The 14,388-nt window shown below is 44.2% G+C and carries 10 protein-coding genes; 2 read left to right on the forward strand and 8 right to left on the reverse strand.

Annotation, left to right across the window (positions count from 1 at the left end; genetic code table 11):
- Position 1 precedes the first annotated feature (1 nt).
- The 3 genes from DV872_RS16810 to DV872_RS16820 form a co-directional block, all read right to left on the reverse strand.
- A complete protein-coding gene (locus DV872_RS16810; RefSeq protein WP_114631110.1) occupies positions 2–1,075 on the reverse strand; it encodes a GTP-binding protein in 1,074 nt (357 codons plus the stop codon).
- Positions 1,072–1,995 (reverse strand): GTP-binding protein, encoded by a 924-nt coding sequence (locus DV872_RS16815; RefSeq protein WP_114631111.1) that lies wholly within the window; start codon positions 1,993–1,995, stop codon positions 1,072–1,074. The genes DV872_RS16810 and DV872_RS16815 overlap by 4 nt, the downstream gene beginning before the upstream one ends.
- An 89-nt stretch (positions 1,996–2,084) precedes the next feature.
- On the reverse strand, positions 2,085–3,434 hold the full coding sequence (locus tag DV872_RS16820) for a uroporphyrinogen decarboxylase family protein (RefSeq protein WP_114631112.1): 1,350 nt from the start codon (positions 3,432–3,434) through the stop codon (positions 2,085–2,087).
- A gap of 178 nt (positions 3,435–3,612) precedes the next feature.
- On the opposite strand from DV872_RS16820, the gene DV872_RS16825 reads away from it, so the two are divergent.
- Positions 3,613–4,023, forward strand: coding sequence for an Rrf2 family transcriptional regulator (locus tag DV872_RS16825; protein WP_114631113.1), 411 nt, complete (start codon positions 3,613–3,615; stop codon positions 4,021–4,023).
- On the opposite strand, the gene ptsP is transcribed toward DV872_RS16825, so the two are convergent.
- From ptsP to xylB, 5 genes are all read right to left on the reverse strand, one after another.
- Positions 4,020–6,284, reverse strand: a complete 2,265-nt coding sequence (ptsP, locus tag DV872_RS16830) for a phosphoenolpyruvate--protein phosphotransferase (protein WP_114631114.1) — start codon at positions 6,282–6,284, stop codon at positions 4,020–4,022. The genes DV872_RS16825 and ptsP overlap by 4 nt on opposite strands.
- Positions 6,281–9,343: a two-component regulator propeller domain-containing protein gene (locus DV872_RS16835; protein WP_114631115.1), complete on the reverse strand. Its 3,063-nt coding sequence runs from the start codon at positions 9,341–9,343 to the stop codon at positions 6,281–6,283. Before DV872_RS16835 ends, ptsP begins: the two co-directional genes overlap by 4 nt.
- A gap of 7 nt (positions 9,344–9,350) precedes the next feature.
- Positions 9,351–10,157 carry a pyrroline-5-carboxylate reductase gene (gene proC / locus DV872_RS16840; RefSeq protein ID WP_114631116.1) on the reverse strand — a complete coding sequence of 269 codons (807 nt, stop codon included), beginning with the start codon at positions 10,155–10,157 and terminating at the stop codon, positions 9,351–9,353.
- Between the two features lie 272 nt (positions 10,158–10,429).
- The gene (xylA, locus tag DV872_RS16845; RefSeq protein ID WP_114631117.1) at positions 10,430–11,770 is read right to left on the reverse strand and encodes a xylose isomerase; all 1,341 of its coding nucleotides are present in this window, start codon (positions 11,768–11,770) and stop codon (positions 10,430–10,432) included.
- A 77-nt stretch (positions 11,771–11,847) separates the two neighbouring features.
- Complete coding sequence (gene xylB, locus DV872_RS16850; RefSeq protein ID WP_114631118.1) at positions 11,848–13,341, reverse strand: xylulokinase; 1,494 nt, start codon at positions 13,339–13,341, stop codon at positions 11,848–11,850.
- Between the two features lie 132 nt (positions 13,342–13,473).
- Here xylB and DV872_RS16855 point away from each other — a divergent pair, with 132 nt between their 5' ends.
- Complete coding sequence (locus DV872_RS16855) at positions 13,474–14,322, forward strand: AraC family transcriptional regulator (protein ID WP_230391595.1); 849 nt, start codon at positions 13,474–13,476, stop codon at positions 14,320–14,322.
- Positions 14,323–14,388 lie beyond the last annotated feature (66 nt).

The raw sequence follows: 14,388 nt of genomic DNA on the forward strand, positions 1-14,388 counted from the left end.
ATCAGGAGTAGTACGGCTCCGGAGGAGCCGGAATAAGAGAATTCCACTTATAGTTTTTGATTGAAAAACCATCCTTTTCCTGTGAAGAATGAATAGCTAAGACATGTTTTTCAATAATCTCCGGGGAACAGGCCGAGCGGATATTCAGAATGATCTGCATCTCACGGACTTTTCCTTCGGGAATATTTATCTCATCCGCCTGAATATGCCCCATCACAAAACTGACTTTAAGTCCGCCGCCGGGAGTTGTTAACAGCATCTTGGCATGGGCAACTTCACCCAGCTCAGGATTGCGGAAAGACTCCATCAGAGGAAATGAAAGAGTTACAGGATCAACCTCATCCTCCCCTTCGATTATCCATGAACCGTTATACCAGCCATAGGCCGCTTCGGCTTCTGCATAGACCTTGTAATCGATGGGAATTCTGTCGGAGAAATCGAGAGGAAAGCCCTTTAGACACTCCTCCAGAAGGGTCCTGAGTCCCTCTTCCGTACTTGATGAACAGACAAAACTCCGGGCACGGGAATTGAGCTTTCGAAGAAAAACAAGAGAATCTGTTCTCTGCTTTTCATCCAGAAGATCCGACTTTGAGAGGACAAGGACTTCTGATTCTCTGATCTGATGTGAGATCAGAACTTCTCCTGCCTTCAGCGGATTAAACAGATTCATTTCCAGATACTCTTTCTGCATTCTGAGACCGTCAACCAGAGTAAGATAAGCTTTTACTTCTACCGTATCCCCATGAAACTGAATTAAAGGATTTATTACAGTTGCCGCAAGATCAGTACAACTGCCCACAGCCTCAGCAATAATCACATCAGGACTCTTACGAGCAATAACAGCTTTTACAGTGTTAAGGAAATCTGGAAAACGGCAGCAGAAACAGCCGCCTGAGACCTCATGAGAATCCAACCCTTCCCACCGGGAAAACATGGTATCCACAAGAGTATCACCCTGATCATTGCTGATCACGGAAACCGACAGCCCCTGCTTCTCAAGCAAAGATGCGGCCTTCACCATAAAAGTGGTCTTACCAGAACCGAGGAATCCTCCCAGAAGGATCAGTTTTGTCATATTCTAATCCCACAGATCTCTTTCCACAGCTCAACAATATTCTGTTCATTCTCTTTTGGACAGAGAACGGTCAATCCAGTTTTAATTCCGGGTTTCACTGTCTCGGTAATTGAATACCCTACACTGTTGTCAGACACATAGAGCATACGGCCGCCTATCTCAATAAATCCCTTAATTCTATAATGAGCTCCTTCCACACGGCTCATAAAATCTTTCAGAACCTGCTCATCATTGATGCTTCCTTCGAGGAAAAGACTGGCAGGTCTTGTGGCGGGAGTATTACAACTCTCCATCATTGCGTTTTTGTGACTGGCTTCTGCGGAAAGAATAAAACTGTAATCAAACGCCCCAAAGCTGCCTGTCTGAATGGGAGCAGAAGTTCTGGATTTCAGGTCTTCAAGAAGTTCCTTCAAATCCTGAGCAGGAACAAGATCAATCTTATTAACAAGAACATGATCTGCGGCTTCAATCTGTTTTTCAATCACATTTAGAACATGTACCAGAGCCTTATATTTAACTGGATCAATAAGGGTTATAGTCTGCCGGATCTCAAAAGAACCCTCCATATTATGATCAGATAGGATCTTCGACATGCTGGAGGGATCGGAAAGTCCTGAGGCCTCAATAAAAAGGAGTTCGGGCAGCTCTTTTTCAAAATACTTCAGACCATAAAGAAAAGGAGCCTTCAGGCAGGAGCAGAAAATAGAACCGTTTCCGATCTCATAGATCTTATGTCCCTCTTTAAGCAATTCGGGATTCTCATTTTTGAGAAGAGATCCATCTACCGGCACCTCACCAAAATCATTAACCAGCATCCCAAGTTTCTTATCATGAAAGGAGCGAATAAGTTCATTAAGAACTGTGGTTTTACCGGCACCGAGAAACCCGGCCAGAAGGATAATATCTATTTTTTGACTCATACAGGGCAACTCCTATAACAATTGCATAAAAACGCCCCGCGGCTGATTTAACCTTAGCCCGGGGCGTATGAATGACTTCAGTTTAACACTCAGACAAGGGCTTTGATCTCTTTTTCAAGCTCTGTCCGTGTGGGGATCAGAGAAATATGTGTTACCTTACCATTCACAGCTATAGAAGGAAGGTTTGCGACACCAAGTTTACCAAGACGGGCGATATTCTCGGGCTCAAGAATCTTTCTCTCTATAACCTTAACTTTATCATTTCCGAAAATTTCAATCATATCGTCGGCGGCAGCCTTCATATAGCCGCAAGCGGCACAGGTTGCGGAGTCTATTGTTAGAACTTCAATAAGGACATGATCCAGATTCTCATAGTCCGGCATCTCAACATCGATCTCTACGACTTCCTTCACATAGCTTTCCAGAAAGGTTCTTGTGGCATCAATATTCTGAACGGCCTGGCCGATTCCAACAATATTCTCCACAGGAACACCGAAGGGCATATCACATCCGGGAGCCAGGATAAAACGTTCTGTTCCGACCTTATCCATCAGCTCGATGGCGGCTTTCTGACAGTCTTTCTGGTTACCCAGCAACATGGTTACTGTTAGCTGAAGGTTTCCGGAAATCATTATATTATGGGCATCCGTTACTTTTTTGGCTTCCACAATATCGATATTTTCGTCGATGGAAAGACAGTCAGGTCCGGTTTTAGCCATTACTTCCAGGTTCTTTGTAGCATCACCACACACAAAGAATGAACTAAATACACCTTTAGATCGTACATGATCAAAAAATCTCTTATAGTCGGCAGCCATAAATTGATCGAACATTTCGGGAGAAATCTGAGAAACCAGAGGGTCAACAGAACCGATGATATCCATCCCCGTCTCAATATAGTAATCTGCAACGGCAATAGCCACATCTGTGGCATAGGCCATCAGGTTCTTTACATACTCTTCGTCATCATACATATCCATAAAGATATTTGTACTTCTCAGATGGGAAGCCAAAGTGAAGGGGCCGCAAACCAGTCCGTAAAGAGCAGTAGTATCTCCTATTTCAGCCTTAACCCGATTCATAACATCCAGAACCATGGGAAGTCGGCCATCACTCTTTGAAGGAATCTTTGAAGGAATATCTTTAGTATCAGACAGAGGATGACTTTTTACAGTGGGGGGAGAATCTTCTGCCCAGAGTAGATCACATCCCAGAATTTCCGCTTCAATCTGAAGGTCAAAAACAACAGGCTGACCATCGGGAGAGTACTGTTTATGAGACTCGACCAGACATTCAACCAGTTTATCTGCATCCTGAAGAACTTCCTGTGCATTATATCCTTTCAGATTGGCAATCTGTACTCCTGTATAAGGAACCCAGGGGGCCCGTTCTACCTTTTCTCCGTTAAATGCTTTAAAAATTAACTCTTTACCATTCATATTTAACCGTTACCTCCGGGTATTTGTAAGTACTGTACTCATGATAGCCCCCGGTAAATAAAATCATATATAAAAGTCCTGTTAATTTTGGTAAATTTCAGCAAATTTTTATCGAAAGTATTAATTTGTTACTAATATATCTCTTGCCCGCATTCATAAATCACAGTAATATGTGCATATGCGTATTACAACAAAAGGTCGCTATGCCATCAGAGCAGTAGTTAACATGGCCAAAAATAAAGAAAACAAACCAATTTCCATCAAATCTATATCAAATAGCGAAGAGCTGTCTCCAATATTTCTGGAACAGATATTTACAAAGCTTAAAAAAGCCGGGATTACTGAATCTATCCGGGGTGCCTCAGGAGGATTTCGTCTGGCAAAAGATCTTGATCAGATTACAGTTCTGGATGTTCTTGAAGCTGTAGAAGAGGGTGTAGCACTTGCCCCCTGTACTGCGGGAGACGGAGTATGTGACCGGTCTGTAGACTGTGGTCTGTCGAATTTCTGGTATGAGACTGAAGAGGAGATCAGAAACCAGCTTAAGGTTAAGTCCATTCAGAGCATTATGGATAAATATATAGACTAGAGAATCATTTCAGAAACAGCAGACTCCAGATGAGTATGAATATCTTCCAGAGAATTCATACTCAGAAGTATACGGAAGTCCTGTTCAGCTTTCTTTATATCCACAGCATTGAGAAATTTCTGTATCCCTGGAATCTGAACCGGAGGCATTGATAGATTCCTGATACCTGCACCCACCAGAAAATAGACCATTTCTTTGTTAAAAGCCATGTTTCCACAGATACTGAGAGAACAGTTCTCCTTTTCAGCCGCTTCAGCAATAAGGGCGATTGTCCTTAATACAGCAGGATGTCTGGCATCATACAGACCGGAGACCTTCTCATTGGTCCTGTCCACTCCAAGCAGATACTGTACCAGATCATTTGACCCTACAGAGATAAAATCTGCTTCTCTTGCCAGATCTTCAGCCATTATCACAGCCGAAGGAAGCTCGATCATAACACCAAGCTCAGGGATAGTATCACATTCAAATCCATCCCGTTTGAGAAATTCTATACTTTTCTCAACCATTCGTCTTGCCTGTCTGAAATCATCAAGAGAGGAAATCAGAGGAAACATAATACGGAATTTTCGGCCCTGCCCCGCCCGAAGCATGGCCTTCAGCTGACCTACAAATATCTTCTTATTCTCAAGTAGAAAACGGATAGCCCGGAGTCCGAGAAAGGGGTTCTCCTCTTCCGAATCGGGGACATAGGAGAGAATCTTATCTCCGCCGATATCAAGAGCTCTCAATGTAATAAGTGAGTGATCCATGCCGTCAAAGATCTTCTTATATACCAGATACTGTTCTTCCTCACTGGGAAAGCTGTTTCTTATAAGAAAGGGAAATTCCGAGCGATACAGGCCGATCCCTTCGGCCTTCATCTTGACCGCTGTTTTAATATCGCTGATCAGGTTGATTGTCGCCCGTAGATATATTCTCTCATTATCAAGACTGTATGTCTCATCTTTTACCTGGTCTTCCCTGCCCTCAGTCAGTTCATAGTCTTTCTTAAGGGTTCGAAACTGTTTAAGACTGTCATCATTTGGATTGATCAGCAGGGTTCCTTCCAGACCATCCAGAATTAGGGATGTTCCCGAATCAATTGAGAAGAGCCTTTTATCATCCGAATAAACAAGGGGCACACCCAGAGATTTCGCCAGAATGGTAATATGAGCAGACGCGCCCTGACTGTACAGGACAAGTCCTTCAACATGCTGAGCGGTAATCTTAACGAGTTCTGATGGAAGAAGTTCCCGGGCTATCAGAATCTGACCCGAATAATCCCCCGAATCCTGAGACTCCCCGGCAAGATTACGCAGCAGTCTGTGACCAAGATCTCTAATATCCTGAACCTTTTCCTGAAGCCGTGGATTTTCACTCTCGGAAAATATTTTAATAAAATATTCTACACGTGAGACAATAGCATCACAGGGCTGTGTTCCTGCTTTGATATCATCCTCCATTTTGCCTACAAAGCTTGAATCACGAAGCATCAGAAGGTGGGTGCTGAAAATAAGGGAACCCACATCCGAAAGCTTCTCCTCCATTTCTGCCTGCAGTTCCTGAAGCTGCTCTTCTGACTGTGTCAGAGCGTTGGCAAAATCTTCCTCCGAGGCATCAATACAGCTCTGGGGAAGTCCATTGTAAAACTGATCTTTTTTTCCGCTCTCGATGACATAGGCATTTCCTATACCGATGCCGCCTACGATGGCCTGTCCCCTGATAAAAGAGACATTCTCTTCCTTTTTCGGGGCCCCCGGCTTCTTTGTTACCCCCATAAGGAGTTTTGCATTTTCAAGTGTTGCAGCCAGCTGAGACGCGATCGCTTTAAAGGCCATCATATCGTTTTTATTAAAATAACCCGATTGATGATGCTGCAGGACCAGAACCCCTATCCGCGTAAGTCCTCTGAGAATAGGCACTGCAAGAAAGGCCTGATAAGGCTCTTCGCCGCTTCCCGGGACGGCCTTGAACTGAGGATTCTCCTGACCGTTCTTTTCCAGAATAGAACGCAGCTCTTTCATGGCTGTTCCAACCAGTCCTTCTCCGGGGGTCAGGATCAGTTTACCGATCAGATCCTGATTAAGTCCTTCTGTAGCCTCAAGGATAAGACGATCCAGATACTCATCATACAGATATATTGAACAGACATCGGCCTTCATATGCTCGGAAACGGTCTTCACGACCCTCTGTAGAAATCCCCTTACATCGCTTTTTTCACGAAAGAGATCTGACAATTCACCTATATTACATATCAGTTCAACATTATCTTTGGTCAAGAGTTCTGTCCTTTATTTTTATTGCCCCTGTAAACAACAAAGCGGTCACGTCCAAGATTTTTTGCCTCATACAGAGCATCATCCGCCCTTTCTACCAGAATCTCCGGCAGCTGTTCAAAGCCGGGAATAAAAACTGACAGACCGATAGAAAGTGTCAGATATGGGGCCAAAGGAGACCCCTCATGGGGTATACGGACATCCCTTACTTCCTTAAGAAGGGTTTCACAGAGACTGATACACTCTTTCGGATCAGTATCAAATAGAAGAACCGTAAATTCCTCCCCTCCATAACGGCAGACAGCATCAGTATCACGCTTCATAACACCCCGTATCAGAGATGCCGCTTTTTTAAGGGCAAGGTCACCACTCTGATGACCATAAAAATCATTGTAGGCCTTAAAATGGTCCACATCAATCATCAGAAGGCTGATATATTTCTTCTCTCTCACAGCAAGATGCCAGATATTGTTTAAAGACAGATCAAAGAATCTTCTATTGGAAAGCCCTGTCAGACCGTCCTTCCAGGCCAGCTGCTCCAGTTTATCATTCAAAACCTGTAGGTTATTCCGGCTGCTCTCGACAACATTAAGTTTGTTTTTCAACAGGACATTGGCCCTTATATTTGAAGTCAGAATAATAGCCATCACAGCTGCCAGAACATATAATGCAATGAACCAGCGCTGTTTCCATGGGGGTGCCTTGATATAGATAGGCACTGCCAGACCGCTTTCACTCCAGATACCGTCATTATTTGAACCCTGTACCCTGAAAACATAGCTTCCCGGCGAAAGATTCTGGTATACAGCATAATTTCTAGTACCGCTGGCGACCCATTCTTTATCCAGCCCATCCATTTTATATCGAAACTGATTCTGCCCTGGAGATGTAAAATCCAGAGCCGCAAACTCAAAACTCAGAAAATTCTCTTTCCAGTTCAATTTGATAGTCTCACCCTTCTGAAGGGCATCGTTAAAATCAAAGGGCTCACCCATAATTTCCATTTTATTCATCCAGAGTGCAGGAGGATGCGGATTATCATATAGAATCGCGGAATTGAAACGCAGAATCCCTTCTGAACTGCCGAAATAGATCAAGCCGTTTCTATCGATGGTAGAGCTTCTGAACATCTGTTCCGCCACTATTCCATCACTCTCATCAATACTGAGAATGGTCCCTTCATCAAGATTCAAGATACTGATTCCGCTTATTGTTGATATCCAGAGACGCCTCTGAGAGTCTTCCTGAATGGCCTGAACCTGGTTTGAAAAAAGCCCGTCTTTCCGGGAATAGTAGGAGAATTCCGTTTTTTTCTCATTAAGAAGATTAACTCCGCCGCCACTGGTTCCGACCCAGATACGACCTCCACTGTCTTCAAAAACAGAGGTGACCACATTATTACTGAGACTTTTACGGTCTTCCCTGTCATGATAAAAAAACTTGAATTTTTTCGTCTCCCGGTCATAAAGATTCAGCCCTTGATTGGTACCGATCCAAAGATTATTGTGACTGTCCAGAAACTGGCAGAAAACAAGATTATTACTCAACTCTGCATCTCCGGGCTTATACCCGTAAACATCCAGGATTCCCTGGTCCTCAGACCAGTGAACAACTCCCAGACTATATGTACCAAACCAGAAAGTATTATCAATATCCTCGGTAATGGCATAGATGATCGGCTCATCGTCTGTGGTATTAATCTTCGCCAGAGAAATATGATCAAAGTCATTAGTTTCAGGAATATAGCGATCAATACCGCTTAAAGTTGCTACCCAGATCCGCCCCCGGGAATCTTCAATAACATCAGTGACATTGGCATTGGACAGAGTCCAGGGATTCTCTTCATCGGGAAGCCAGTTCTTTACTGTCCAGTTCTCCGGATCCCCTTCAAAACGCCATAAGCCGTTACCGTATGTAGCTACCCAGTAGCGGTTTTGACTGTCGATAAGAATATCCTTGATTCTGTCATCGGGTAGAGAGAGACGCTCTTCTTCGTAATGAATAAAGCGGAAGTCCTTCTTTAGAGGATTCAGTTTATTGATTCCCTCTCCATTTGTACCTATCCAGTACACACCGCCGGTATCTCTGAAGAAAGAATAGACTATGCCGTGGTTAAGTTTATAGGGATCTTCCGGCTCTGCCGGGTAATGAGTCATTGAGCTGTCCGAGGAAGACCAGCGGTATAGACCATCACCCCATGTACCGATCCAAAGATCTCCCGAAGGATCAGGAGATAATAGATAGATATGTCCTTCCAGATCAAGATGTTCAAGAATCAGTCCGGAACCGGGATCAAGAAGGGAGACACCACCGTCCCAGGTTCCCACCCATAAATTGAAATCATCGGTCTGGGTGACTGCCATAACAAATGGAGATTGAAGAGAATCAGGATTTCCCGGATCGGCTCTGAAATGCCCGAAACGGTCCTCATCTGGAAGATAGATATCAAGTCCTCCATAACTGCCGATCCAGAGTCTGTCCCTATTATCAATAAAGAGACTGCGGATTGTATTATGAAGGATTGATCCTCCCTCAAGATCATTATGATAGTAGGACCGTATTTCACCACTATCAAGATCGATCCTGTTCAAACCGTCCAGAGTTCCTGCCCAAAGAATTCCATCACCATCTCTGACAATTGAGGTGACCACCTCATTGGAAAGGACTTCCCCATCATCCATACTGTAAATACCGAAATTAAAGAACTCATTTGTTTCCAGATTAAAACGGGAGATCCCCTCATATGTTCCTATCCAGAGAAAAGGTTCCACAGGGTCCAGGTACAGAGTCTGAATAAGATTATGGGGTAGTGAGGTTTTATCAAAAGGATCATGCTCATAGATAAGAAAGGACTTACCGTCATAGCGGCATAATCCATTCTGAGTTCCAAACCATAGATAGCCTCTGTGATCCTGTACAATACTGGAAACAGAATTGTTTGCCAGACCGTCTTTCTGGGTAATATGGTCAAAAATCAGAGAAGCTGCAGAGAGAGGAAGAGCAGTCAGCAGTAAGAAAAAAAAGAGAATGATATTTCTGATTCCTGTGCCCTTTTTTGTCATTCTAAAATCAGCTCTCGGATAACTGTCCGGATTTTCGGGCACAGACTCTTAAAGCTTCCATTACAGCAGATCGGAACCCTTTATCTTCAAGGACTCCTACGGCCTCAATAGTTGATCCACCAGGGGAACAGACCTGGTCTTTCAGCTGTCCGGGGTGTATACCGGTTTCCAGCACCATCTTTGCAGAGCCGAGTACTGCCTGGGCAGCCATTCTGTAGGCCTTATCCCGGGGCAGTCCTTCACGAACCCCTCCGTCTGCAAGGGCTTCTATAAACATATATACGTAGGCGGGACTGGAGCCGCACATGGCGGTATAGCCGTCAAAAAGACGTTCCTCCAGCAACTCTGCCTTACCATATGCCCCCAGGAGAGAGAGCACTGATTCTACTTCCTGCGAAGAAAGATTATCCGTGGGACAGACAGCCGTCATACCTTCTCCCACAAGAGCCGGAGTATTGGGCATGGTTCTTACCAGTTTTATTTCACGTTCGAAAAGGCCGAGAACCTGTGCTCGACTCTTCCCTGCGGCAATGGTTATAACCACAGTTTTTTCCAGAACTTTTTCTCTAATCTGTCTGATGACAGGCTCATAGATATGAGGCTTTACTGCAAGGAAGAGATAATCAAGCTCAGCAATATTTTCCAGATTATCAGTGCTGGTATTTATACCTTCAAAACGGGCAGAGATACGCTCCAGAGCCTTTGCGGATGCATCAGAGACAAATACCTCTCCACCCCTTACCATACCTGTATTAAGAAGACCGCCTACTATAGCAGTGGCCATATTCCCGGAACCTATAAAACCTACATTCATTTTTACGAACCGTCCTGATGAGAATTTATTTTAATATATTAACATAAGTATACTATGTTCGGGCTGTCTGTTTCAAATGTAAAAAAAGATCCCGCGCAGGTTCACTGACGCGGGATACAGGGGTGCCCGAATCATGCTGACGGACATAAAAACGGCAATAAAAAAAAGGAGGTTTTTAGATCCGGTTCTATAAAATAGAACCGGACCTTTTTATGAAGAAATTACCGGACCCGAAAATCCGGAACAACTTTTAACTGTGTGATACAGAGGCCTCAGCCCTGGCTGAAGAGTAACTGGTTAACTATATTTTCATAGAGTTCCTGCTTACCGCTGATGGTTGCGGGCTCTCCATTTTCATGTGCCAGTTTGGCAAGATCTTCCAGACTGAGCTTTCCGTCTTCGAACTCCTTTCCCTTACCGGAATCGAAGGAGTTGTAACGATCTGCTTTCATCTTATCCATTTTACCGTCTTCCTGGATCTTTGCAGCCATTTCCAGACCGAGAGCAAAGGTATCCATTCCGCCGACATGCGCAACAAACAGATCTTCCATATCGGTAGAGTTTCTTCTGATCTTGGCATCAAAGTTCAGACCGCCTGTTGTAAATCCACCCATTCCAAGGATGATTCTCATTATTTCAGTAGATTCATAAACACTACAGGGGAACTGGTCTGTGTCCCATCCGTTCTGCATATCACCACGGTTGGCGTCAATGCTTCCCAGCAATCCATATTCAGCAGATATCTGTACATCATGCTCAAAGGAGTGGCCAGCCAATGTGGCATGGTTGGCTTCAATATTTGTGGCGAAATCATTTTCAAGACCATTGGCCTTAATGAAATTGATTACGGTTTCCGCATCGTAGTCATACTGATGTTTTGAAGGTTCCATGGGCTTGGGTTCGATATAGAACTTACCCTTGAATCCAATTTTTCTTCCATAATCACGGGCAGCAATTAGAAACTGAGCCAGGTGATCTTTTTCTCTTTTCATATTGGTATTGAACAAAGACATATAGCCTTCTCTTCCACCCCAGAATGTATAACCTTCACCACCGAGTTCCACATTGGTTTCCAGACAGGCTTTTACCTGAGCTGATCCATAGGCTAGAACATTAAAGTCGGGGTTAGTGGAGGCACCGTTCATATAACGGGGATTTGAGAACAGGTTTGCCGTGTTCCACAGCAGTTTGATACCTGTTGCATCCTGTCTCTCTTTCAGCATTTTGGTTACTGCCTGCAGATTGCTTACATACTCATTTAGGTTTGCACCTTCGGGAGAAGCATCCACATCATGGAAACAGTAGTAGGGAGCACCTAGTTTTGAAATGAATTCAAACGCGGCATCCGCTTTATTTCTGGCTTTGTCCATACCGTCGGCCTGTGCCCAGGGGTGAATCAATGTAGAATTACCAAAGGGGTCGCCCCCGTCTGCACAGAAGCTGTGCCAGTAGGCAATACCGAATCTCAGATGATCCTTCATTGTCTTGCCGAGAACTTTTTTATTCTCATCATAGAATTTGAATGCCAGGGGATTATCGGACCCTTTACCTTCGAAAGGAATTTTTCCGATGCCCTTGAAATACTCTTTATCTCCTGTAAAAACCTGACTCATATGAATCTCCTATATGTAATTGATCAATTAAACGGTACCGGAAACCCCTCCCGGAACCTTGGGAATCCTAAATTGGCTTAAGAAAACAGCGGTGTCAGAGCATTCACATATTTGCTGTACTCTTCATAAACCGCTTTGTATTTTTCAACATTTTCAGAATTGGGAGTGCATCCCTTAGCTGAATCCAGTTCAACATGCTCATCAATGAGTGCATTGATATCCGTATCCGAACCTTCAGCCTTTTCCAGACACCAAAGAGCCTGAACAGCACTACCCAGGGCTGCGGCCTCCGAGGTTACGGGGATTACTACGGGAAGGTTCATTACATCTGCTGTGATCTGACGCCATATCTTAGAGTTGGCACCACCACCGATAAGTCTGATTTCCTTTGCTTCAAATCCTAATTTTTCAAATGAATCGAGACCTACTTTCATACCCAGAATGGCAGATTCCAGTGCAGAGCGGAAAATGTTTTCCTTCTTCACATTACCAGCGGTCATACCGACTATACAGCCCTTCCCCTTCGGAAGGTTGGGTGTTCTCTCACCATTAAAGAAGGGAAGTGTCAGAATACCTTCGGCACCTACAGGAGCCTTTGCTCCCATCTCATCAAATTCCTTCACACCATATTCAAACAGATCTCTCATCAGTTCTGTTGCAACAGTACAGTTCATGGTACAGAGAAGAGGCAGCCATCCACCGGAACTGGAGCAGAATGCAGCCAGGTTTCCTTGGGGATCCACTATGGGTTTATCTGAGTAGCCGTAAAGAGTACCGCTTGTTCCCAGACTCATGGTCAGTACACCGTCTTTTGTAGTACCAGTTCCCAGTGCACCCATCATATTGTCTCCTCCTCCGGAAGAAACAGGGATTCCCCGGGGAATACCAAACTTATCTGCTATCTCAGGAAGAACGGTACCGGCGGCGTCCCAAGGTTCAATCAGTTTTGGAAGACAGCTCATCAGGTCTCTTTCAGGATCAAGAGCTTTTATCAGATCCTTATGCCAGATTTTATTGCGTACATCGAGGAGAGCTGTTCCTGAAGCATCGCCGTATTCCATCACAGCTTTTCCTGTGAGGTAGTAATTCAGATAATCATGGGGCAGCAGAACATATTTCATCTTTGCATATTCTGCGGGGTGAGCCTTTTTAAACCAGAGGATCTTTGAGGCTGTGTAACCGGGAAGAATAAGGTTTCCTGTATCTTCCAGTAGTTTTTCATCACTACCATAGGCATGGGTTAGCTCACGGCATTCTCCGGCTGTGGAAGTATCACACCAGAGCTTAACATCATTAAGAACATTCCCGTCCTCATCAATGGGAACAAAACCATGCTGCTGTCCCGAGACACCCGCTGCCAGAGCAGTTTTTTTAATTTCAGGATCAATCTGTTCAAAACAGGAAGTAAGAGCATCAATCCACCAGGAGGCTTTCTGCTCCCTGCTGCCGTCTTCTCTTGAAATCAAATCATGTGAAGCCGATGCAGACGCAACAATCTTCTTATTTTCAAATTCATAAAAAACAACTTTAGTACTCTGGGTACCGTTGTCAATTCCGATAATGGTCTTCAAGGGAGTCCTCCACTCTGAGCCGTCAGGGCTTTTAACAGTTAAATGTATTTCAAGTATCAGCCCGCCAGGCTGTGAAAGGAATGGACATAATTGACTCTTCATACATATAATTGACCTTATAGGGGGAATTTATTGCAAATCCTTGACGTTGTTTTCGTATATCAGATGAAAGAGGAAAATGAAATTCAGTGGCACAGCCGCTATCATGCCCACGGTGAAAATGAGTTTGAACTCCATTATTTCATTCAGGGAAACGGGAGTTTTCTTAATGATAAGACCCGCTTCAGACTGGAACAGGGAACCCTCTTTCTGACAAACCCGGAAATTCATCACTCCATCATTGCACAGGACGGCAGCAACCCTATAAGTTATTACGCTGTATTGCTGAAAACCGATGAGTCTGACAGAGAAATTCAGAGACTACTGACAATTGACCTAAAATCAAACAGAACTTATGCCCTTGGAACCAACTATCGATTTTTTTTTGAGGAAATCAGGGAAAAGGGACTCTCCGGAAACAGAGCCCTGCGGCAGTCTGCGGTACATCAGCTGATTTCATTTCTTTACGTACTCTCAGGAGAAGAGGACTTTCACTTCTCCGACAGCAGAAACAGCCATATAGAAAAAGCGCTCCGTATAATGCAGAACAATATTACAAACGATCTGGATCTGGAGGAGATAGCAGAAAAACTTGGTCTGAGTAAATCCTATTTCATCAGGCTGTTCCAGCAGAAAATGAAAACAACACCCATGAAATACTTTATGAAACTGAAGATCGAGGCGGCTGGCGCCATGCTGACAAGTACAGACCGATCTCTCCTGACCATTGCCCAGGACCTGAATTTTTACAGCGAGTTCCATTTCAGCAGAGTATTCAAACAGTATACCGGGTCAGCTCCCTCTGTTTATAGAAAACAGTATCTTCAGCTGGCGGGAGAACACAAGGCAGCGGCTCAGGAATCCTCCAGCCCCGAAATCTGAAGCTCTTCTCCCCTGGGGATAGGGATAGTGAATATTTTTTTCTGATCTCAAGCTGTGCCGTTCCAT

The organism is Oceanispirochaeta sp. M1 (genome assembly GCF_003346715.1).
Taxonomy (GTDB): Bacteria; Spirochaetota; Spirochaetia; order DSM-2461; family DSM-2461; genus Oceanispirochaeta.